24 protein-coding genes and 1 riboswitch are annotated in these 21,137 nt (G+C 66.7%); of the genes, 10 read left to right on the top strand and 14 right to left on the bottom strand.

The features are described from left to right. Window positions 1–16: 16 nt before the first annotated feature. The 5 genes from WBP06_RS12355 to bioF are packed head-to-tail and all read right to left on the bottom strand — an operon-like array spanning window position 17 to window position 4,457. Window positions 17–1,270 carry an adenosylmethionine--8-amino-7-oxononanoate transaminase gene (locus WBP06_RS12355; RefSeq protein ID WP_395328057.1) on the bottom strand — a complete coding sequence of 418 codons (1,254 nt, stop codon included), beginning with the start codon at window positions 1,268–1,270 and terminating at the stop codon, window positions 17–19. Beyond that, window positions 1,267–1,911 (bottom strand): dethiobiotin synthase, encoded by a 645-nt coding sequence (bioD, locus tag WBP06_RS12350; RefSeq protein WP_395328054.1) that lies wholly within the window; start codon window positions 1,909–1,911, stop codon window positions 1,267–1,269. Before bioD ends, WBP06_RS12355 begins: the two co-directional genes overlap by 4 nt. 7 nt (window positions 1,912–1,918) lie before the next feature. Next, the gene (locus tag WBP06_RS12345; protein ID WP_395328051.1) at window positions 1,919–2,665 is read right to left on the bottom strand and encodes a methyltransferase domain-containing protein; all 747 of its coding nucleotides are present in this window, start codon (window positions 2,663–2,665) and stop codon (window positions 1,919–1,921) included. Then, window positions 2,662–3,297 carry an alpha/beta fold hydrolase gene (locus WBP06_RS12340; RefSeq protein ID WP_395328048.1) on the bottom strand — a complete coding sequence of 212 codons (636 nt, stop codon included), beginning with the start codon at window positions 3,295–3,297 and terminating at the stop codon, window positions 2,662–2,664. Before WBP06_RS12340 ends, WBP06_RS12345 begins: the two co-directional genes overlap by 4 nt. After that, complete coding sequence (bioF, locus tag WBP06_RS12335) at window positions 3,294–4,457, bottom strand: 8-amino-7-oxononanoate synthase (RefSeq protein WP_395328046.1); 1,164 nt, start codon at window positions 4,455–4,457, stop codon at window positions 3,294–3,296. Before bioF ends, WBP06_RS12340 begins: the two co-directional genes overlap by 4 nt. Before the next feature lie 246 nt (window positions 4,458–4,703). Between bioF and WBP06_RS12330 the strand changes: the two genes are divergently transcribed. The 3 genes from WBP06_RS12330 (at window position 4,704) to WBP06_RS12320 (ending at window position 7,742) form a co-directional block, all read left to right on the top strand. After that, window positions 4,704–5,663 (top strand): GAF domain-containing protein, encoded by a 960-nt coding sequence (locus WBP06_RS12330; RefSeq protein ID WP_395328043.1) that lies wholly within the window; start codon window positions 4,704–4,706, stop codon window positions 5,661–5,663. A 323-nt stretch (window positions 5,664–5,986) separates the two neighbouring features. After that, entirely contained in the window at window positions 5,987–7,045 is a 1,059-nt protein-coding gene (locus tag WBP06_RS12325; protein ID WP_395328040.1) for a L,D-transpeptidase family protein, read from the top strand. Between the two features lie 289 nt (window positions 7,046–7,334). Further along, window positions 7,335–7,742 carry a hypothetical protein gene (locus tag WBP06_RS12320; RefSeq protein ID WP_395328037.1) on the top strand — a complete coding sequence of 136 codons (408 nt, stop codon included), beginning with the start codon at window positions 7,335–7,337 and terminating at the stop codon, window positions 7,740–7,742. 59 nt (window positions 7,743–7,801) lie between these two features. Here the strand turns inward: WBP06_RS12320 and WBP06_RS12315 are convergent, their stop codons facing one another. Further along, window positions 7,802–8,845 carry a rhodanese-like domain-containing protein gene (locus tag WBP06_RS12315; RefSeq protein WP_395328034.1) on the bottom strand — a complete coding sequence of 348 codons (1,044 nt, stop codon included), beginning with the start codon at window positions 8,843–8,845 and terminating at the stop codon, window positions 7,802–7,804. Between the two features lie 200 nt (window positions 8,846–9,045). Here WBP06_RS12315 and WBP06_RS12310 point away from each other — a divergent pair, with 200 nt between their 5' ends. Continuing rightward, window positions 9,046–9,537 carry a hypothetical protein gene (locus WBP06_RS12310; protein WP_395328031.1) on the top strand — a complete coding sequence of 164 codons (492 nt, stop codon included), beginning with the start codon at window positions 9,046–9,048 and terminating at the stop codon, window positions 9,535–9,537. Window positions 9,538–9,679: 142 nt separating this feature from the next. Here the strand turns inward: WBP06_RS12310 and WBP06_RS12305 are convergent, their stop codons facing one another. From WBP06_RS12305 to WBP06_RS12290, 4 genes are all read right to left on the bottom strand, one after another. Beyond that, window positions 9,680–9,883, bottom strand: coding sequence for a hypothetical protein (locus WBP06_RS12305; RefSeq protein WP_395328029.1), 204 nt, complete (start codon window positions 9,881–9,883; stop codon window positions 9,680–9,682). Further along, on the bottom strand, window positions 9,883–10,074 hold the full coding sequence (locus WBP06_RS12300) for a DUF4169 family protein (RefSeq protein WP_395328026.1): 192 nt from the start codon (window positions 10,072–10,074) through the stop codon (window positions 9,883–9,885). Before WBP06_RS12300 ends, WBP06_RS12305 begins: the two co-directional genes overlap by 1 nt. 9 nt (window positions 10,075–10,083) lie before the next feature. Beyond that, window positions 10,084–11,556 carry a helicase HerA domain-containing protein gene (locus WBP06_RS12295; protein ID WP_395328023.1) on the bottom strand — a complete coding sequence of 491 codons (1,473 nt, stop codon included), beginning with the start codon at window positions 11,554–11,556 and terminating at the stop codon, window positions 10,084–10,086. Window positions 11,557–11,840: 284 nt separating this feature from the next. Continuing rightward, on the bottom strand, window positions 11,841–12,503 hold the full coding sequence (locus tag WBP06_RS12290; RefSeq protein ID WP_395328021.1) for a uracil-DNA glycosylase family protein: 663 nt from the start codon (window positions 12,501–12,503) through the stop codon (window positions 11,841–11,843). A 36-nt stretch (window positions 12,504–12,539) separates the two neighbouring features. On the opposite strand from WBP06_RS12290, the gene WBP06_RS12285 reads away from it, so the two are divergent. Further along, window positions 12,540–12,947 (top strand): hypothetical protein, encoded by a 408-nt coding sequence (locus WBP06_RS12285; RefSeq protein ID WP_395328018.1) that lies wholly within the window; start codon window positions 12,540–12,542, stop codon window positions 12,945–12,947. Here the strand turns inward: WBP06_RS12285 and WBP06_RS12280 are convergent. Further along, the gene (locus WBP06_RS12280; RefSeq protein ID WP_395328016.1) at window positions 12,934–13,584 is read right to left on the bottom strand and encodes an SOS response-associated peptidase family protein; all 651 of its coding nucleotides are present in this window, start codon (window positions 13,582–13,584) and stop codon (window positions 12,934–12,936) included. The two genes, WBP06_RS12285 and WBP06_RS12280, sit on opposite strands and share 14 nt — an antisense overlap. Before the next feature lie 46 nt (window positions 13,585–13,630). Further along, window positions 13,631–13,776, top strand: a riboswitch (TPP riboswitch). Window positions 13,777–13,825: 49 nt separating this feature from the next. Here WBP06_RS12280 and thiC point away from each other — a divergent pair. Together thiC and WBP06_RS12270 are read left to right on the top strand one after the other, a co-directional pair. Further along, window positions 13,826–15,709, top strand: coding sequence for a phosphomethylpyrimidine synthase ThiC (gene thiC, locus WBP06_RS12275; protein WP_395328014.1), 1,884 nt, complete (start codon window positions 13,826–13,828; stop codon window positions 15,707–15,709). Window positions 15,710–16,017: 308 nt separating this feature from the next. Then, window positions 16,018–16,302: a hypothetical protein gene (locus tag WBP06_RS12270; protein WP_395328011.1), complete on the top strand. Its 285-nt coding sequence runs from the start codon at window positions 16,018–16,020 to the stop codon at window positions 16,300–16,302. A 38-nt stretch (window positions 16,303–16,340) separates the two neighbouring features. On the opposite strand, the gene WBP06_RS12265 is transcribed toward WBP06_RS12270, so the two are convergent. Further along, window positions 16,341–16,649, bottom strand: a complete 309-nt coding sequence (locus WBP06_RS12265; RefSeq protein ID WP_395328009.1) for an alkylphosphonate utilization protein — start codon at window positions 16,647–16,649, stop codon at window positions 16,341–16,343. A gap of 72 nt (window positions 16,650–16,721) precedes the next feature. Here WBP06_RS12265 and WBP06_RS12260 point away from each other — a divergent pair, with 72 nt between their 5' ends. From WBP06_RS12260 to WBP06_RS12250, 3 genes are read left to right on the top strand one after another with little or no spacing between them, the layout of a single operon-like run. Continuing rightward, entirely contained in the window at window positions 16,722–17,486 is a 765-nt protein-coding gene (locus WBP06_RS12260; protein WP_395328006.1) for a DUF72 domain-containing protein, read from the top strand. A gap of 46 nt (window positions 17,487–17,532) precedes the next feature. Then, window positions 17,533–18,147: a hypothetical protein gene (locus tag WBP06_RS12255; protein WP_395328004.1), complete on the top strand. Its 615-nt coding sequence runs from the start codon at window positions 17,533–17,535 to the stop codon at window positions 18,145–18,147. Between the two features lie 60 nt (window positions 18,148–18,207). Next, window positions 18,208–19,497, top strand: coding sequence for a multidrug effflux MFS transporter (locus WBP06_RS12250; RefSeq protein WP_395328001.1), 1,290 nt, complete (start codon window positions 18,208–18,210; stop codon window positions 19,495–19,497). Window positions 19,498–19,547: 50 nt separating this feature from the next. Here the strand turns inward: WBP06_RS12250 and WBP06_RS12245 are convergent, their stop codons facing one another. Both WBP06_RS12245 and WBP06_RS12240 read right to left on the bottom strand, forming a co-directional pair. Next, window positions 19,548–19,694, bottom strand: coding sequence for a lmo0937 family membrane protein (locus WBP06_RS12245; protein WP_395327998.1), 147 nt, complete (start codon window positions 19,692–19,694; stop codon window positions 19,548–19,550). A 451-nt stretch (window positions 19,695–20,145) separates the two neighbouring features. Then, window positions 20,146–21,135: a phytoene/squalene synthase family protein gene (locus WBP06_RS12240; RefSeq protein WP_395327995.1), complete on the bottom strand. Its 990-nt coding sequence runs from the start codon at window positions 21,133–21,135 to the stop codon at window positions 20,146–20,148. Between the last annotated feature and the right edge of the window lie 2 nt (window positions 21,136–21,137).

Here is a 21,137-nt window from a genome sequence, read left to right as displayed (position 1 = left end):
CCACGGCGAGGCGGGCCTAGAAAGAGATCACAGCCTCACCGATGGCATCCCACACGCGGGCCAGTTCATCGTCGGCGATGCAATAAGGCGGCATGACGTAGACGGTGTTGCCCAGCGGGCGCAGCAGCACGTCGCGCTCTCGGAAGAAGGCCATCAGGCGCGGGGCAAGGTCGCTCATGTAGCCGGTCTCGCCGCTGGTCTTCAGGTCCAGCGCGGCAATGGTGCCGAGGGTGCGCGGATTGTTGAAATGGCAGAACCGGTCGAGCTTCTCGATCCATGCGACCTGCCTTTCGGCCAGCGCCGCCACGCGTTCCAGCACCGGCTCCTCGCGCCAGATCGCCAGGTTGGCGGCCGCCGCCGCGCAGGCGATCGGGTTGGCGGTGTAGCTGGATGAGTGGAAGAACATCCGCGCCCGGTCGGTGGAGTGGTGCGCCTCGAAGATCGGCTCGCTGGCCATGGTGACCGCCAGCGGCACCGAGCCGCCGGTCAGGCCCTTCGACAGGCAGAGGATATCGGGCACCACGCCCGCCTGTTCGCAGGCGGTGAGCGTGCCGGTGCGGCCCCATCCGGTCATCACTTCGTCGGCAATGAACAGCACGCCGTGCTTCGCGCAGATCTCGCGCATCGCCTTCAGCGTTTCGGGCCCGTAGATCAGCATCCCGCCGGAGCCGAGCACCAGCGGCTCGACGATCAGCGCCGCCGTATCCGGTTGGCGGCAAAGCGCTTCCAGCGCGTCGAGCGTTGCCTGTTCCGCACCGGCGGCAGGGAAGGGGATGCGGCCCACATCGAACAGCAATGGGTCGTAAGGCCGGTTGAACACGCCGCGCGCGCCCACCGACATCGCGCCGATGGTGTCGCCGTGGTAGGAATGGTCCATCACCACGATGCGGTGGCGGTTTTCACCGCGCCAGTGCCAGAAGCCGAGCGCCATCTTTAGCGCCACTTCGACGCTGGTGGAGCCGGAATCGGAGAAGAACACCCGCGTCAGGCTTTCGGGCATGATCGCGCGCAGCCCGGCGGCGACTTCCTCGGCCGGTTCATGCGTCCAGCCGGCGAAGATCAACTGGTCCAGCTTCTGCGTCTGTTCGGCAATCGCGGCCATGATGCGCGGGTGGCAGTGGCCATGCGTGGTTACCCACCACGATGAGATTGCGTCGATCACCGCGCGCCCGTCTGCTGTGTGCAGCAGCGCGCCCTTGGCATGGGTGACCAGCGGCACCGGCTCGTTCAGGCCGTGCTGGGTGAAGGGATGCCAGATCGAAGAACTCATGCCGCCCCCGTTTCCACGACGAAATCCTTGAGATCGAAATTCGCGGCGAAGGCCTCGCGCAGCGTCTCCGGTGTCAGCGGCGAGACATGCGGCAGGCGGCCCAGGCGACGGACTTTGCCCATCGCGCAGATCGTTGCCTCGCTGTCTTCCTGCGCCTCACCCACGAAGGCGACGCCCAACACTTCCACGCCGCGCGCGCGCAGCGCCTCGATGGTGAGCAGTGAATGGTTGATCGTGCCCAGCACTGTGCGGGCCACCACGATCACCGGCGCCTGCCAGCGCGCGAACTGGTCGGCATACGTCATGCTGCGTGACAGCGGCACCAGCGCGCCGCCCGCGCCTTCGACGACCAGCGGGCCATCGACTTGCGGCAGGGCGAGGCGCGCGGGATCGATCTCCACCCCGTCGATCTCCGCCGCGCGGTGGGGAGAGCAGGGGGTGGTAAGGCGATAGGCTTCGGCCAGCACTTTCGCGCGCGGCAGGCCGGACAGGCGCGCGACGCGGTCGGCATCGCCGCCGTCCTCTTCCAGCCCGGCCTGAACCGGCTTCCAGTAATGCGCGCCAAGGGCGCCCGCGAGCGCGGCGGCGAAGACGGTCTTGCCGATCTCGGTATCGGTGCCGGTTACGATGATGGTGCTCATAAGCCGCTCAACTAGCGCGGCATACGTGACAGGTCACGACCTCGTAAGTCACTTCGCATCCGCTTTGGGCAAATCGACCCAGCGTGCGGCGCAATTGCCCCGGTGTCAGCGGGCGGTGGTCGGCTTCGGCGGATTGTGCGCCGATGGCCTTGAGGCCGCGGAGGAAGGCCATCGGGTCTTCGTGGCGCTCCACATGGTTTTCGATCGTGACGGTGCATTCGCGGAAGGTGGAAACGGGCGCGAAAGCGGGCGTTCCGGCGCTCAGGCCCTCGGCTGCGTGGGCGGCGCGCCATTCGGTGAAGCTACCGGGGCCAAGCGTGGTGACCATCAGGTGGCCGCCGGGCGCCAGCCACCCAGCCATGCGGGAAAGCGCGGCGGGGGCATCGTCGAACCACTGCACGGCAAGACTGGAGCAGATCAGGTCGAAAGGCGCCCGTTCGGGCGTGCCATATTCGCCGTCCAGCACGGCGAAACGGCGATGCGCGCTTTCGCCCAACCGTGCGCGGCAACGTTCGACCATTTCGGGGGCAAGGTCGGTAATCAGCCAGTCGCCGCCGATCCCGACATGGCCGAGCGCTTCGGTGAGAAAGCCGGTGCCGCAGCCGATTTCCAGCACGCGCGGACTTGGCGGCAGGTCGAGCATGGCGATCCGCGCGGCGAGCGCCTCAGCCACGTCGCGCTGCACGCGGGCGTGCCCGTCATAGTCGGGTGCGGTGGCGAAGGAGCGGCGGACTTTCTCGCGCGGGACGTTCATGCCAGCCCCGTCGGTGTTAACATCGCCGCCAGTCCGCGCACCGCTTCGGCGCAGAGTTCGGGATCTTCGACGGGCAGCAGGTGCCCGCCCGCCTCGCTCTCGATCCGGCGCACTGGCGCACCGTCGAACGTGGTGGCGCGCATCGGGCCGGGCAGCAGCGGATCCTGCCCGCCTTGCAGCGATATCACCGGCACTTTCGGCAGCGGCGCACGCGCATCGCGCAGGCGCAGCAGATCGCGGCGCAGCAGTTCGGTGTCGATCTTGCCCTCCGGAACGGTTCCGCCGATCTGCTGGTGGAAACTGGCGAGCACCCCCGCCGGCATCTGTCCGAAACGGCGGATCATGTGCTCCACCACGCGTACCGGCACGCCCGGCTGGCCCAGCGGGGCCGTGAAGCGGGCAAAGCCGTTGATGGCGACCACGCCGACCAGCCCCGGCGGCGGATCGGCCAGTACGCGGATCGTGCCGAAGCTGTGCGTCACCGCGATGCATGGCCCATCCACTTCGGGTGCGAAGGGTGCGCCGAAGTAGCCGCGATCGTCGATCACCCCGTCGAAATCGGCCAGCAGCGCGGCCAGCGGTTGCCAGAAGTTCCGGTCGAAACCCCAACCATGGACATAGAGCAGTTTCACCGCTGCGCCTCGATGGCGGCGAGCAGCGCGTCGATATCTGCGTGCGAATGGGTCGCGCGCAGGGCGATGCGCAAGCGGCTGGTGCCGGGCGGTACCGTTGGCGGACGGATCGCGGAGGCAAGGAAGCCTGCCTCTTCCAGCTTGCGGGACAGTGCCATGGCATCGGCCTCCGCGCCGATCACGGCGGGCACGATCTGGGTGGAGGATTCGCCATGGTCCAGCCCCAGCCGCGCAAGGCCCGCGCGCAGGTGGTCCCCCAGCGCGGCAAGGTGCGTACGCTCCGCCTCCATCGTCGGGACAAGGTCCAGCGCGGCGTCGACCGCGCCCAGCACGGCGGGCGGCGGCGCGGTGGTGAAGATCATGCCGCTGGCTGCGTTGATCAGATAGTCGATGAGCACCTGAGAGCCGGCGATATAGGCGCCGAACCCGCCCAGCGCCTTGCTGAATGTGCCCATGATGACATCGACGCGTCCCGGCGCGAGCGCTGAGAGGCCTGCGCCGTGTGGGCCGAGCGCGCCGGTCGCGTGGGCTTCGTCGATGTAGAGAATGGCGTCGTACTTCTCGGCAATCTCGGCCAGCCGCAGCACGTCGGCACGGTCGCCGTCCATCGAGAACACGCTCTCGGTCAGGATCAGCCGCGCGGGTGCTTCCGCGCCCTTGGTGGCGAGAAGCTGTTCGAGATGGTCTAGGTCGTTGTGACGAAAGCGGTGCTGCCGCGCGCCGGACATCGCCATGCCGGCATGCATGCTGGCGTGGATCAGCCGGTCCGCGAACACCGCCACGCCGGGCATCGCGGCGATCAGCGCGGGAATGGTCGCCGCATTGGCCTGCCAGCCGCTGGCGAAGACCAGCGCCGCCTCGGCATGTTTGAATTTCGCGATCCGCGCTTCGAGGGCGAGATGCGCCGGGCTGGTGCCCGTCACCAGCCGCGATGCGCCCGATCCGGTGCCATGCGCGCGCGTCCATTCGGCGGCGCGCTCCGCCAGCAGCGGATGGGTGGCGAGGCCGAGATAGTCGTTGCTGGAAAAATCGACCAGTTTGCGCCCATCACGCCGGATGCGCCCGCCGGCGGCCAGCGCGGCAGGGCGCAGCACGCGCCGCTGCCCAGCACCATCGATCCGCGCCAGAGACGCTGCGAGGAAGGAATCGAGCCTCTTCATCGCGCTCGCCGGTATGGCAAGCGGCGGGCCGAGACAATGGCGGATCGCATCGCGGACGGTGTCGCGCGCCGTGCGGGGAAGGCAGCCCGCCGTACTTGGACAGTGCGCGGCCATGCTTGATCGGGGCTTGATCGGGGCCTGATCATGCGCCGATCATGTAATGTCTCGGTGTTTTTCCCGATCGATTGGATGGTCGACGGGGCGTTGAAATGCAGGTAAATTCCCGGAACGGAACAGGGGAATGCGATGGCGGCAGAGGGATTCCGTCACGGTGATATCGTCCTTCGCACGGTGCGGTCTGAAACCGCCGCCGCGCTGTCGCCTGTGGCGGCATCGTGGTGCCGTTCGGCACTGCATCATGGGCTGGATCCCGATGACTTGCGCAAGACGGAGCCGCTGGGCGCCGCGTCCATCGCGATGATCCGCGAGGCCAGCGGAGAACTTCCGCTGATCGCCCAACCCGTGATCGATGCGTTGTTCGGCAGCGTGGGGCGCAGCGGCGCATGTCTGTTGCTGGCCAATGGCGACGGCGTGGTGCTGGACATGCGGGCGAGCGACGCCGAACACGAAGTCTTCGTGGCCCACGGGCTGGCCTTGGGCGCAGGGTGGAGCGAGGCGCGGCAGGGTACCAACGGCATCGGCACGTGCCTGGTGGAACAGCGCGCGGTCACGATCCGGCGGGACGAGCACTTCGCCAGCCGCAATACCGGGGTTTCGTGCATGGCGGCGCCGGTCTTCGATCCGGACGGACACGTCATGGCGGCGCTGAACGTTTCCAGCGCGCGGCGCGATCTGGATGAGCCGATGGCCCTGCTGGTGGCGGCGTTGGTGCAGGATGCCGCCCGGTCGATCGAGCGGGACGTGTTCTGCCATCGCTTTGCCAGTGCGCGGATCGTGCTTGCCCCCGGAGAGCGGGCGGGCAGCGGGCCCGCGCTGTTGGCCGTGGATCGCGACGATCTGGTGATCGGGGCGACCCGCGCGGCGCGGCGGCGGTTGGGGCTTGAGATCGGGGGCGCGCTGGATCCACGCCCGCTGGGCGATATCCTGGGACAGCCGGCGGCTGGCGGATTCGACGATGGCGACCGCACCGTGCTGCGTCAGGCGCTGGCGCGGGCGGGGGGCAATGTCTCGGCGGCGGCGCGATTGCTGGGAATCGGGCGCGCGACGTTCTATCGCCGGATGGACCGCGTGGGGCTTACCGCCTGAATAGCTCCGAAATCGACCGGACCTGTCCCGCTGGCGAGACAGGTCCGCAGTTCGGCCGCGATGCTCCCCTTGCCCGTCTGCCGGCGGAATCATAGGTTGGATTCGCAGCTTCCCCGGGGACTCCTCCCTCCGCCGTCTCGGTGAAGCTCAGGCGCTGGCGAGGCCTGTACCTCTCTCCCATCCCCCCGCAGCGGGCCTCGCCGGCGCTTTCCCATCCGAAAAGGTTTCATGGCCCGGAAACGGGGGCCGTAAGGCGCGTTTTGCAGCCGGAAGGCAGTTCGGGCGTTGACCCTTCATCCGAACCAGCAAAACCACGGTGTCGCTTGAAGCCTTTCCTTCCCGTTTCGCTCACCATCTTGACGCTACTGGCCGCCTGCGGGCAACAACAGCGCGAGCCTGATGCCAAGCCGTCTCCCACGCCCGACACGTCGCTGGCCTTCGCCGATGCGCCGAATGGTCAGGGCGCGCCGGACAATCCGGTGCTGCACGCGCAAGTCGCGCTGGACCGGCGCGGTTTCTCGCCGGGCGTGATCGACGGCAAGCAGAGCGCGGCCTATGCGCTAGCGCTGCGCGGTTTCCAGCTGGCACGCGGACTGCCCGAAAGCGGCAAGCTGGATGCGGCGACGCAGCAGGCGCTGTTCGCGGGGCAGGGTGGCGCCGGCACGCGGATGGTGGTGATCCCCGCCGCCTTCGCGCGCGGGCCGTTCTATTCCGACCTGCCCAAGGACATGGCCGGGCAGGCCAGGTTCGACCATCTCGGCTACCGCAGCATGAGCGAGGCCCTGGCCGAACGATTTCACACCACCCCTGAAACGCTGCTGGCGCTCAATGGCCCCGGCACGGTGCTGGGGGCAGGGCGCGCGATCCGCGTGCCGGACATTGCCAATGCCGCGCCGGCATCGATCCCGGAGGACAAGACCGGCTGGTCCGACACGCTCGTCCGCCTGGGCATCGCCGCCGACCAGCCGCGCGCCGATCACGTGGTGGTCGACAAGTCCGACGGCGCACTGCGTGCCTACGATGCGCAGAACCGCCTGATCGCGCAGTTCCCCGTCACCACCGGCAGCGGTCACGATCCGTTGCCCCTCGGCACCTGGAAGATCGTGGGAGAGGCGCGCAACCCCGACTATCACTTCAATCCGGACCTGTTCTGGGATGCGAAGAAGAACGCCAAGGACAAGCTGCTGCCGCCCGGCCCGAACGGCCCGGTCGGCGTCGTCTGGCTGGACTTGTCCAAGGAACACTATGGCATCCACGGCACGCCGGAGCCGCAGAACATCGGCAAGACCGAAAGCCACGGCTGCGTGCGCCTGACCAATTGGGACGCGGCAAGGCTTGCGCAGATGGTTTCGGCGGGGACGAAGGTGGTGTTTCAGGCTTGAGGGAAGGCCGGTTTTGATAGCGGCTTAGAGAGCCAAAATTGCAGCGAGGCGGACGCCGCCTCACCCGCCCCGCTCATCCTGAGCGAGTTGGGAGGTCATCTTGGGTAGGAAGTTGCCAGTCCAACGTCTCTCCCATGTCTCGTCGCCCCCGCGAAGGCGGGGGCCCCGCTACCTGGTGCCACGACTTCACGCCTGAAGGAAAAAGCGGGGTCCCCGCCTGCGCGGGGACGACGACTTTGGGTGGATAGCGGTCGTTGACGGTTGGTCTCAGAGGGCTAACGAATGAAGCATGTCGAAGGCCATTCATCTCGTTTGTGTTTTAACAATGACCGTCACGGGCGCTCTTGCGGGCTGCGCCCAATTTGACGAGCCTGATGCTCAAGATCCCTTGCCAATACTCGGCTGTTATGAAGCCTCCGGTGCCCCTTCGCTTTCCGTTGGTCCCAAGGGAGTGCAAATTGAGGGAAGTTCAGTCAAAATCCCCTTCCGATACGAATTTCGGAGCAGCAGCGCGGTTTTGAACGCCCAGATCGAGGCAACGCAGTTGAATGGCCATTTCCATCTGTCGCCAGCACGCAACCGATATTTTTACCCGATCTCGCACACTGAGGAGGGGCCGGTGATTACAATAGCATTTGCCCCCGACAACACCGTTCTCAATTATTACCGTAGGTCTGTCTCAGAGTGTGAATTTTAGGGTCAGCTTTGGGGCGTGACCGGAACGGCAGCTTAGATGCGTTCCCGAAAGCCAGCATTTCAGTCGCCGCCAACCTGACCCTCGATTACATACCCCGCCTCGCGCCACGCCTGCATCCCGCCGTCCAGCGCACTGGCGCGCGGGAAGCCGAGGTCGCGTAGGGTTGCCGCCGCCAGGGTCGAGATTTTGCCGAACTCGCAGCAGGTCACGATCTTTACCGTGGGGTCGCAGAGCATCGCATTGACGCGCAGTTCCAGTTGTCCGCGCGGCAGGTGGATCGCGCCGGGGACATGGCCCGCCTCGAACGCGTCCTTCTCGCGCACGTCCAGCACCACGAAGGCACTGTCGTTGCCGCCGATCCGCGCGGCCAGTTCCTCCAGCGCGAGGAAGGGAACCCTGGCGGCGGCTTCGGACAGCAGCTGCGCCACCGTCTTGCCGCCGTTCATGTTGGTGCGCAGCGCTTCGGTCAGATGGGTCGGCGCGGCGAGGTCCAACTGCTGCATCATCGCCACGAACTCGCCCCGGTCGGTCTTCTGCAGGCGCGGATTTCCGGCGATCTCCGCGCCGATGGTCGAATGGGTGCGGCCCTTGTAGTCGTGCGCGGGGTAGACCCGCGTGTCTGCCGGCAGCGTCAGCAGCCTGCCGAACAGACTGTCGAACAGCGCCTGCGGATCGCCGCTGGGCAGATCGGTGCGGCCAGTGCCGCCGATCAGCAGCGTGTCGCCGGTGAACACCCGGTCCTGCGCGACGATGCACATGGAATCGCGCGTATGGCCGGGCGTGTGCAGTGCCCGCAGGCGCAAGTTGCCGACGATCAGCATGTCGCCGTCATCCAGCCGCATGTCCGCATAGGGGGCGGGGCTCAGTCGGTTCATCACCACCGGGGCATGGAGCAGGTGGGCCAGTTCGCGGCTGGCGGAGAAGTGATCGGCATGGGTATGCGTGTCCAGCACATAGCGGACATGGACGCCCATCTGCCCGGCCAGCCCCATGTACCGATCGACCTGCGACTGTTCGGGATCGATCAGCACTGCCGCGCGCGTATCGGGGCAGGCAAGGAGATAGGACTGGCAGCCCCCGGTCGCGATCTGCTCGAAAAGCATAGGCCCTTCTCCCGGCAATGGAGGCTCTTTCTGCCCGTCTCCATCGGGCCCAACAAGGCTGCGTCTCCGTTTCGGGCGCATATCTTTCGGATGGGTCGAGCCTTGGCCGGGCTGGACCGAATCCGCGCGTCTTGCCTTCGCAGGGGCGGGAATCCTAACCCTCGGCGTCCGGGTCACTTATTCCAGATCAAGGACATGTCATGAAAATCGCATTCGCCGCGCTCGCGGCTGTCACCGGGTCCGTCGCGGTCCTCGCTTCCTCTCCCGCCATGGCCAGCGTCGTCACTGCAGAGGCCAATGTCGCCCGTTCCGAGGGCGATTGGGGCGGCGAACTGGCGGTGGGCGTGCCGGTGATCCAGGACGGCGGCTTCGCGATCACGCCGGGCGTCGGCCTGTTCTTCCACGATCGCGATCACCCGAACTACTACCACGACAATGGCGATTGCTTCAGCAAGCAGAGCGGCAATCAGGTTTCCGGCGGCAAGTGCGACGATTCCGGCACCAAGGTCTTCGCCAAGGTGGAGGCGACCTATCGGTTGCCGATGGCGCTGGCGGTAGGCGTGGGCGCGCGGCTGACGGGCGACAACCTGCGGCCCTACGGCACGGTGTCGATGCCGGTGTTCCCGCATATCGATGTGAAGGGGAATGTGGGCGACCACTACCTCGCGGCGGGGCTGCAGGCGCGGTTTTGAGGTGATGCAAGTCCTCCCCCGTGGGGGAGGTGGCAGCGCAAGGCGCTGACGGAGGGGAGGCGCGTCCTCACGGGACTGTTCGAGAGTCCCCTCCACCACCCTTCGGGTGGTCCCCCTCCCCGTACCGGGGAGGACAGGGCTCTCAGCCTTCCAACAAATCCAGATAGGCGATCACATCGTTATCGGTGGCGATGAACAGGCCGTCCTGCACGTCCTCGGTCTGCTGCGCGGCCACTTCCATCGCTTCCCACAGCGATCCGTAGAACAGCGTGGTCACCCCGCCGCCTTCCGGGCCGCCGTCAAGGTGATAGAGCCGCACCGAAGCTTCGCCGGAGGTAGTGCGCATCAGGCCTTGTCCTCCGGTCGTTCGCGCTTCGCGCCATCGACCACGCGGTCGATCCGGGCGATTTCGGCCTCGGTAGCCTTGCGCTCGTTCTTGCTGCGGCCGTGCTGCGCGCGGTTGGCGTCCGCTTGCGCCTTGCTTTCGTTGCGAGCCTTGGCCTTGCGGGCCATGCGCAGGTTGATGATTTCGGCCATAAGGCCCTTCTACGCCTCGACAGGCGCGGTGGTAACCCCCAGATCGGGCAGCCCGACCGAGCGCTTGCCCGAAAAGTCGGTACGCACCACGATCAACCCGTCCTTTTCCAGGAAATCGAGCAGGCGCTGCACGCGGCGCGGGCTGCTGGTGCCGTAGGTTCTGGCCAGCACCATGTCATCCGGGCAGGGCTGATCGTTCATCGCGGCCAGCGCGATCAGGTAGAACGGCGCCAGCGCATCGTCGGGCACGTGCTTGGCCAGATTGAACAGGTCGAACCACTTTTCGTCGTCCGGATCCTCGATCCCGGCCAGCGCGGCGGCGAAGCCGCGGCGGAAGGTCGTGGCATCCAGCCCGCGCACGGAAATGCCCTTCATGCGGCAGCGGATCGTGAAGTCCTGGAACAGCGTGGTGGCCGGCTGGAACGAGCAATCGTCGTCCTTCGCCATCAGGTTCAGGATCTCCACCATCGCCGCGCGGTTTTCCTCGGGCTCCGGCTCCGGACGTTCGGGGCGCGGGGCCGGCGCGGCGGCAAGGGTGGGCGATTGTTCGATGGAGGCCGACAGGTCGTCGACATCGATCACCGGGCGCGGTGGCGGACGGTGGAATTCCTGCCGTTCGGGCTCCACGTGCAGATTGTCGTGCAGCAGTTCGCGCAGCTCGTCGGTGGAGGCGGTGGGCAGCGGCATCAGGCCGGGGGTGATCGACTTGGCACCGGTGCGAACGGCACCGATGTTGACCGCCACCGGACGGCGGCTGATCGCCGGGCCCAGGCCCAGGAACTGGCCGCGGGCAAGGTCGCGGATCGATTCCGCCTGCCGCCGCTCCATGCCCAGCAGGTCCGCCGCGCGGATCATGTCGATGTCCAGGAAGGTGCGGCCCATCAGGAAGTTGCTGGCTTCCGCCGCCACGTTCTTGGCCAGCTTGGCCAGGCGCTGGGTGGCGATCACGCCGGCAAGGCCGCGCTTGCGGCCACGGCACATCAGGTTGGTCATCGCCGCCAGGCTGACGCGGCGCGCTTCTTCGGACACTTCGCCGGCGGCGGCGGGGGCGAACATCTGCGCCTCGTCCACCACCACCAGCGCGGGATACCACTGCTCACGCGGGGCATCGAACATGGCGTTCAGGAACTGCGCGGCGCACTTCATCTGCTGGTCGATTTCCAGCTCGTCCAGCGCAAGGACGACCGAGGCGCGATGCTGGCGGATGCGGGCGCCCAGTCGGACGATCTCCGCCTCGGCATAGGCCGCGCCGTCGATCACCACATGGCCGAATTCTTCGGCCAGGCTGACGAAGTCGCCTTCCGGATCGATCACCACCTGCTGTACGATCGGCGCGCTCTCTTCCAGCAGGCGGCGCAGCAGGTGCGACTTGCCGGACCCGGAATTGCCCTGCACCAGCAGGCGGGTCGCGAGAAGTTCCTTGATGTCGATATCGATCGGTTCGCCCTGCGGCGTCTGCCCGATCACGATGTTGGCGCTCACGGGTGCCTATTGGCAAAACCGGGCGGGCGGGCGCAAGGGGGCGCGCGGCCTTTATCCATAGATAGCGGGCTGACCGGCGCGTGCGGCGGGGTGCTGCGTCTGAACGTATTGGCCGGTCGATTGTCCGGGAATTGCAGTCAGTTGCAGGAGGTGACCCGCCGGATTCGGCCGATGCGATGGATCGACGCTGGTCGTGCCGGTCGGCGCCGGTCGGTGCGTTTCAGGCCGCCGATCAGCCCGGAACCGCCCCACCGATTCGCGATCGAACGGCCGGGCCGATGGTTTCAATCCTCCAGCGCCTGCCTGATGCGGGCACGCAGATCGGGCAGCACTTCCGCCTCGAACCATGGGTGCTTCGCCATCCACAGGCGGCTGCGCCATGCGGGATGGGGCAGCGGCATCAGCCCCGCCGGGGCATCGCGCCAAAGGCGGACGGTTTCGGTCAGGTTGGGGGCGAAGCCGCGCGGCAAGTAGCGTTTCTGCGCATATTGGCCGACCAGCAGCGTCAGGCGCACTTCGGGCAGTGCAGCGCGCAGGCGGGAGTGCCATAGGGGCGCGCATTCCGGTCGCGGAGGCAGATCGCCGCCATTGCCCTTGCCTGGATAGCAGAATCCGCTGGGCATATGGGCGACGCGGTGCGGATCGTAGAAGGTTTCCGGCGAAAGGCCGGTCCAGTCGCGCAGGCGGTCTCCGCTGTCGTCGTCCCAGGCGATGCCACTGGCGTGGACCTTGCTGCCCGGCGCCTGACCGATCACCAGTATGCGCGCGCCGATGCCGGCCTGCACCACCGGGTGCGGACCGTGCGGCAGGGCATCGGCGCAGACCCGGCAGGCGCGGATCGCGGGGAGCAGGGCGTCCAGATCGTCGGTCACGTGGCCATCCAGATGGCGTTGCGGTGGCCCGGCCGCAAGCTTTGCGCGATTGACGGGTACTTTGGCGACCGACATAATTTCCGCCACTTGGCTCCCGCACGGAGGTTTCGCGTGAACGATCTTGTGCTGATGCCGGACTGGTCCGGGCTGTTCCTTGGCCTCTTCGCGCTCTTTGCCGGCATCGGCGAATTGCGAAAGCCCGGCCATTGGCAGCGCATGATGGACGAGATCACCCGCTCCCCGGCGCTGCAGGTGATCACGGCGCTGATCGAGCTGTTCGTCGGCGCGATCGTCTATATCGTCAACCCCTGGTCCTCGCCCGGCTGGCTGGCCCATGTGATGAGCGTGCTGGGCGCGCTGATGTGTATCGAGGCGCTGCTGATCCTGGCCTTTTCGGACCGCTACCTGCCGATCCTGGCCCGGCGGCTGGGGGTGATGGCGCGGGTGTGGGCGATTGTCTCGGTGGCCTTCGGGCTGATCCTGATCGTGCTGGCGCTGCCTGGGTTCATGAACGCCTGACGTCCTGCCCGGTGACCCGCAGCGAGGTGAGCGAGGAGGAATAGGGGGCGATCAGTGCCGCCGCCGCCTTCCAGTCCCCCTTCAGCCAAAGGTCGTGCGCGGCCGGGTCGGCAGGCAGGATCACCGGCATCGTATCGCGCCCTTCGGCCCGCAGCGCGGCATTGGCGGGGGTGGTGAGCAGGGCGAAGCTGGGCACCTCGCTGTCCTTCCACACGCCGGCCATGGCGAAGATCGGCTGATCGGTCGCGCCGAACCAGCACTGGCGGCGTTTGCCGTCGCGCGGGTCCACCTTGCCCCATTCCATGAAGGCGCTGGCGGGGACCAGGCAGCGGAATTCGCTGTTGCGCAAGTTGCCGATCCAGAACGGGCTTTCGAGATTGCGCACGGTCAGGATGCCATGGCGCCGCTCGTCCCACCCCTGCGGCGGTGGGGGAACGCCCCAAAGGCGCGGGATCATCCGGCGCGGCAGCCGCTTTTCCGGGCGCGGACCCGCCACGAACTCGCGCCCCATGGTGATCACGGGGGCGAAACCGCCCGCCGAAACCGAGCCGCCGGGCCAGGGATCGTCGCCCGCATTGGCGCCGAACGTGCGGGCGACTTCGCGGGCAGGGGCGTCGAGGCGATAGATGATCGGCATGTCTCTTGCGGGCCCTAGACGGCTGGAAAAGCCGCGTCTATCGTCCCGCCCATCCCCGGGGAGCTTGTGCCCAAGGCTTTCGAATCAGGAAAGCCGGACGGAAACAAATGGCTGAGAGGGGCAGGTCACGCTGCCCGACCCGTTGAACCTGAACCCGTTAACACGGGCGGAGGGAAGGGCGGGCCACAGGACTATTCTGTCGCGACCTTTCTTTCGTCCATAAGTCGAAGGAAAATCGCTTATGGCCGACATCAATTCCACACTGGAGATCGGCGTTACCACCGGGCCCATTCGCGGGTCGAAGAAGATTCACGTCGGGCCGCTTGGCGTTGCCATGCGGGAAATTCACCTTGATCCGGGATCGGGGGAGGCGCCGGTGCGCGTCTACGACACCTCCGGCCCCTACACCGACTCTAACGTCAACATCGACATCGCGACCGGGCTTGCCGCCAAGCGCCGCGAATGGATCCTCGCCCGCGGCGATGTGGAGGACTACGCCGCCCGCGCGGTGAAGCCGGAGGACAACGGCCAGCTTGGTCCGGACCGTTCGGGCGGCGTCCCGGCGTTCCCCAACGTGGTCAAACGCCCGCTGCGCGCGAAGGCGGGCATGAACGTCAGCCAGATGCACTATGCCCGTCGCGGGATCATCACGCCGGAGATGGAATACGTTGCCGAGCGCGAGAACCTCGGCCGCGCGATGCTGAAGGAATATGCGCGCGATGGTCAGAACTGGGGTGCGGCGATCCCCGATTACGTCACGCCCGAATTCGTGCGCGAGGAAGTGGCGCGCGGCCGGGCGATCATCCCCTCCAACATCAACCACCCGGAAAGCGAGCCGATGGCGATCGGCCGCAATTTCCTGGTCAAGATCAACGCCAATATCGGCAACTCCGCCGTCGCCTCCGACGTGGCGAGCGAGGTGGACAAGATGGTCTGGTCGATCCGCTGGGGCGCGGACACGGTGATGGACCTCTCCACCGGCCGCAACATCCACGACACCCGCGAATGGATCATCCGCAACAGCCCCGTGCCGATCGGCACCGTGCCGATCTATCAGGCGCTGGAAAAGGTCGGCGGCATTGCCGAGGATCTGACCTGGGACGTGTTCCGCGACACCCTGATCGAACAGGCCGAGCAGGGCGTGGACTACTTCACGATCCACGCGGGCGTGCGCCTGCCTTTCGTGCCGCTCGCCGCCAAGCGCGTGACCGGCATCGTCAGCCGGGGCGGTTCGATCATGGCCAAGTGGTGCCTGGCCCATCACAAGGAATCGTTCCTCTACGAACGCTTCGACGAGATTACCGAGATCATGAAGGCCTACGACGTCGCCTACTCGCTGGGCGACGGCTTGCGCCCCGGCTCGATCGCCGACGCCAATGACGAGGCGCAGTTTGCCGAACTCTACACCCTGGGCGAACTGACCAAGCGCGCCTGGGCGCAGGACGTGCAGGTGATGATCGAGGGGCCGGGCCATGTGCCGATGCACAAGGTGAAGGAGAACATGGACAAGCAGCTTGAGGCTTGCGGCGAAGCGCCGTTCTACACCCTCGGGCCGCTCGTCACCGACATCGCGCCGGGCTACGACCACATCACCAGCGGTATCGGCGCCGCCATGATCGGCTGGTACGGTACGGCGATGCTCTGCTACGTCACGCCCAAGGAGCACCTTGGCCTGCCCGATCGCGACGACGTGAAAGTGGGCGTCGTCACCTACAAGCTGGCCGCCCACGCCGCCGATCTGGCCAAAGGGCACCCCGCTGCCAAAGTCCGCGACGATGCGCTCAGCCGCGCCCGGTTCGAGTTCCGCTGGCGCGACCAGTTCAACCTCAGCCTCGATCCGGATACGGCCGAACAGTACCACGACCAGACGCTGCCAGCAGAGGGCGCGAAGTCCGCGCATTTCTGTTCGATGTGCGGGCCGAAGTTCTGTTCGATGAAGATCAGCCAGGAAGTGCGCGATTTTGCAGCGCGGCAAAACCAGCCCAGCACCGGCTTCCTCGCCGCGGGGGAAGGCGGCAAGCTCGCCATCTCCGAAGCCGAGGCGGGCATGGCGGAGATGAGCAAGGTGTTCAAGGACACCGGCAGCGAACTCTACATGGGCGCTGGCGGTCGCGAACACGATTGAGCCATGGGGCCGGTCCCTATCAGCCGGTCCCATCCCTTCCGCCTCACCGCAAGAACAGCGGGGCCCCCGCCTTTGCGGGGGCGACGGATCGGTGGTGCAGTACGGGGCAGGTGCCAATGCAGGATGGCTGCAATCCCGCCCGGCGCGTGGCCTGACAAGCCAAGCAACCGCCTCCGTCGTCCCCGCGCAGGCGGGGACCCCGCTTTCTTCCTCACCTTCTCGATCCTCGCCAAAAGAACAGCGAGTCCCTGCCTTCGCAGGTGCAGCAAGGAGTGCTAGGGTCTCATCTTCCAAGGAGGCCCGATTCCATGCGCAACCCCACCGCCGACTGGATGAAGCTGGCGACCGACAGCTATTTGCTCTGGGCCGATTCCATGATGGTGATCGGGATGCGCGCGTCGGACATGATGACCGGGCGCGGCAGCAGCCACGAGAACGTGCGCATGGTCACCGAAAAGGTGCAGGCGAACGCGGAACTGGCGGCCAAGCTGTTCTGGGGCGGACCAACCACCCCGGAACGCGCCGCCCGCAAGGCGGTGCGCCACTACAGCAAGCGCGTAAGGGCCAATCGCAGGCGGCTTTCGAAGGGGTAGCGCCCCATTCCCCCCAAGTAGGGGGGAAGTGAAGCACGTCACCGCTTGCGCACGAATTCCGCACGTAGCACCAGCCCCTTGATGCCGGGGTACTTGCAATCGATCTCCTGCGCGTCGCCGGTCAGGCGGATGGAGGGGATCAGCGTGCCGCGCTTCAGCGTCTGGCCTGCGCCCTTCACGTCCAGGTCCTTGATCAGCGTCACCCCATCGCCGTCCGCCAGCAGGTTGCCCACGGCATCGCGCACCTCGACGGTGTCCGCCGCCGCGCGCTTGGCGGCCAGTTCGGATGCGGGCAGCCACTCGCCGCTGTCTTCGTCGTAGATATAGTCTTCGTCGTCGCCCGGCATGTCGAATTCTCCTGTTCGTCGCGCCCATGACAGGGCAGGCTCGGTTTGGCGAGCACCAAGGAGAAGTCCGGCATGAACAAACACATCGGCAAGGTCCATGTCGGCATCGGCGGCTGGAGCTACGATCCTTGGCGGGAGACGTTCTATCCCAAGACCGTCCCCAAGGCGCGCGAGCTGGAATATGTCGGCCAGCACCTGACCGGAACCGAGATCAACGCCACGTTCTACGGCCGCCAGAAGCCAGCCAGCTACATCAAGTGGCGCGATACGGTGCCGGACGGCTTTCGCTTCGCCCTGAAAGGCTCGCGCTACTGCACCAATCGCAAGAACCTGGCCGAAGCGGGCGAGAGCGTCACCAACTTCGTCGAACAGGGCATCGTCGAACTGGGCGACAAGCTGGGCCCGATCAACTGGCAACTGGCCGCCACCAAGAAGTTCGACGCGGACGAGATCGCGGCCTTCTTCGCCTTGCTGCCGAAGAAGCACGAAGGGCTGCATCTGCGCCACGCCATCGAGGCCCGGCACGAAAGCTTCGACGATCCCGCCTTCTTCGATCTGGCCCGCAAGGCCGGCGTCGCGGTGATCCTGGCCGACAGCGCCAAGTATCCGGCCTTCGACAAGGCGGCGGACGCCGCGCCCTTCGTCTACGCCCGCCTCCAGAACGCCCGCGCGGAGATCGAGCAGGGCTATCCTGACGCCGAACTCGACGCATGGACGAAGAAGATCGGTGCGTGGTCGAAGGACGGCAAGGAAGTCTTCGTCTTCTTCATCAATGGCGCGAAGGAGCGCGCCCCGGCAGCGGCTATGGCCTTGATCGCGCGCCTGAACGGCGGTTGAGGCCATGTCGGAGGAACAGTTGCCGCTCCCTTACGTTGTAGCCGCCATGAAAAACCTTCTCACCGTGTCCGCGCTGGCCGTTGCACTGGCGGCCTGTTCGTCCGAGCCTGCCCCGGCGCCCGGACAAGCCTCGGAACAGGCCACCGAGATGGCGACCGCCAGCGCCGTGCCGGACGCGGCCGTGACCGAAGCGCCGACGAGCGCACCAACCGCCACCCCCGGCGCCGATGCCAATATACTGGCGCTGGAAGGTCTGGCCGATCTGCGCATCGGTGAGCCGGTGCCTGCGGGATCGTCCTGGGCGGAGCGCGGGGCGCAGGCCTCCGATGCCTGCCGCACGGTCACGTCGCCGGACTATCCGGGTGTCTATGCCATTGTCGAACAGGGCAAGGTGCGGCGGATCACCGTGGGTCAGCGGTCTGAGGTCAAGCTGGTCGAAGGCATTGGCGTCGGGGCGAGCGAGGCCGACGTGAAGAAGTGGTTCGCCGGCTTCCGCGCGGAACCGCACAAGTACGAGGCAGCGCCTGCCAAGTACCTTACCGCGCCCAATGCGAAGAGCGGCGATCCCGCCCTGCGGTTCGAGATCGGGCATGACGGCAAGGTCAGCGCAATCCATGTCGGCACGATGCCGGCGCTTGCCTATGTCGAAGGCTGCGCCTGAGGTCAGGTCGGACCGGCCTTAGGGCTGGCGCTTCTTTCGCACATGCGGCATGGGCGAGTCATGCGTTCCCCTGATGCCCCCGGCGCCTCCGATGCAAGGTCCGACCGCTTCCCGATGGGGGAAGTCGAGTTCGTAATCCTGATGGCCTCGCTCCAGGCGCTGATGGCGCTTTCGATCGACGTCATGCTGCCGGCGCTGGGCGCGATCTCGCGCGATCTGCATCTGGCCGATCCCAATCAGCGCCAGCTGATCGTCGGCGTCTTCCTGATCTGCTCCGGCCTGGGATCGCTGTTTCCCGGCGCACTGGCGGACCGGTTCGGGCGGCGGCCGGTGGTGCTGACCGCGATCGGCGCTTACGTGATCACCGCCTTCCTTTGCGCGATTTCGGGCAGCTTCACGCTGCTGCTGATCGCGCGCGGGTTCATGGGGGCGTTCTGTTCGGCGATGATGGTCATGCCGATGACCATCCTGCGCGACCGTTTCGATGGCGATCGCATGGCGCGCACGCAGTCGCTGGTGGCGATGACCTTCATGATCGTGCCGATGGTGGCGCCGATGATCGGCCAGACGGTGCTGCTGTTCGCCGGCTGGCGCTGGATCTTCGGGATCATGTGCACGATGGGCGTGCTGGTGTTCGGCTGGAGCTGGATGCGGCTGCCGGAAACGCTGCACCCCGAATTCCGCCAGCCGATCCAGCCGCGCGTGATCGCCGGCAACATGGTGCTGGCGATGAAGGAGCGGGCCTCGCTCGGCTATTTCCTGGGCGCGGCCTTCGTGCAGGGGGCGCTGTTCGGCTACATCAATTCGGCCCAGCAGCTGGTGGGGGAGCATTTCGGCGCGGGCACGCTGTTCCCGGTGGTGTTCGGTTGCATGGCGCTGGTGATGGCCTGCAGCAACTTCGCCAATTCGCGCATTGTCGAGCGGTTCGGCGCCCGCCGTGTCTCGCACGCGGCGCTGTGCTGCTACATCCTGTTCGCCGCGATCCATCTGGTGCTGGCGATGCGGGGGGAGAGCCTGTGGACCTTCATCCCGCTGATGACGCTGACGATGTGCATGATGAGCTTCATCGGCGCGAACTTCCAGGCGATCTCGCTCCAGCCCTTCGCGCGGATCGCGGGGGCGGCGGCTTCGGTCATGTCGTTCGTGCGGACGGTGCTGGGCGCGGCGCTGGGATCGCTGATCGGGCAGGCCTATGACGGGACAGCGCGGCCGATCCTGGGGGCCATGGTGGTCTGCGGGCTGACCTCGCTGGCGCTGGTGCTCTATTCGGAGAAGGGGCGGCTGTTCCGCAGGGTCAACCCGCCGGGCTTCTACAAGGCGCACCCGCCGACGGCGGGGCATGAGTTTTGAAAAGGGAATTTCGGGGGCTTGCGGCCCCCGAATTTTTATCCGCTATCGAACTAGACCCTTCGGCCACGGAACAGCTGGACCAGGCCGACGACGATCGCGACCACCAGCAGCACGTGAATCAGCGCGCCCGTAACGTGGAATACAACGAAGCCGAGCAGCCACAGAATGATGAGGATGGCGGCTATGGTGAAAAGCATGGCATCTTCTCCTTGGTGGGATACGGGAAGAACGCGCAAGCCGTCACTTGGCTGCAAAAGCGTGCGGTGAATGCAACTCGTCTCAGACTGGGGGCAGGCGACAGATTGCAACGTTTGCAGCGGTTGCCGGTGGGTGACGTGCCGGGCATGGTCCGGATGCGACCGCGAATCGCCCCTTGCGCGCATCTCGCTGCCGCCCTTTGGGTCCACCGTTCAAGACGATCACAGGCGAAACAGGCCGGCCGGGATAAACCCCGGCGGCTTGTCTGTTGTTGTGTGCTGCCGCGGAGCTTACGCGCTGACTTTCCGAAATCTCTTTTCGTCCCCGCCTGCGCGGGGACGACGAAAGTGGGGTTGAAAGCGCAGCGCGCGAATCCGGGCTGGATTGAGGCCAATTCAGGCGACCCAACGGAGAGGATAATTTTCGGCGCTTTCAGCCGACGGCGGAGGATCAGCTCGGCCGGATGACCGGATGGCTGTGCGCCAGTTCCACCAGTTCGCGCCGGGACGGCATGGGGCGGGGCGGCGTTTCGGCAAGGCGCGGCGGCGTGCGGGCTTCCTTCCAGGCCTGCCACACGCAGGCCAGCTTGCGGACGCGGGAGGTGCGCACGCGATGGTCCCAGGCGTGGCTGCCCAGCTTTTCCACCTCGCGCGCGATGTCGCCGTAGATGCCGGCGGCGGAGAGCACCGCCCAGCGTTGGCGGAAGGCAAGCCGCGCGGCGCCGATCCGGGCAGAAGCCTCATACTCCCGCGCGAGGGCGCAGGCGCGGGCGACCAGCGGCACCAAGGCGCGGCGATAGTGCGGCTTGGTAACCTCACCCGGGGGAATGTCGGCTTCGGCCAGCCACTCCTGGGGCAAGTAGCAGCGGCCGTTCGCATCATCCTCCCAGACGTCGCGAACGATATTGGCGAGCTGGAAGGCAATGCCCAGATCGCAGGCGCGGTCCAGCGTGTCCTCGTCATCGGCATCGACACCCATGACCAGCGCCATGATCACGCCGACGGCGCCGGCGACGTGATAGCAGTAGCGCAGCATGTCCGCCTCGCTGCGGGGGCGCCATTCGGCGGCGTCCAGCGCGAAACCGGCCAGCACATCGTCCACCGCGCTGCCGGCGATCGGCACTTCGCGGCGCAATTGGCCCAGCGCGTCGAAAGCCGGGGTGCCGGTGGTCTCGCCCGCCATGGCGAGTTCGGTCAGCGTGCGGATGGTGGCCAGCCGGTCCTGCGGCGCCAGCCGGGTGCCCAGTGGAACGCGCCGGGCGGCGCGTCCGTGGTCCTGCTCGTCGGCGATATCGTCGCAGGCGCGGCACCAGGCATAGAGCAGCCAGACGCGTTCGCGCGTGGTCCGATCGAACAGCCGGCTGGCCGCCGCAAAGCTTTTCGAACCCTTGCGGATCGACTTGCGGGCGGTTTCAACCAGTTGGGCGCGATCGGATGTCATTC

The sequence above is a fragment of the Novosphingobium mississippiense genome, from assembly GCF_044029535.1.
GTDB lineage: Bacteria > Pseudomonadota > Alphaproteobacteria > Sphingomonadales > Sphingomonadaceae > Novosphingobium.
The sequence above is the reverse complement of the archived record's forward strand: the minus strand, read 5'-3'. Positions and strand labels throughout refer to the sequence as shown.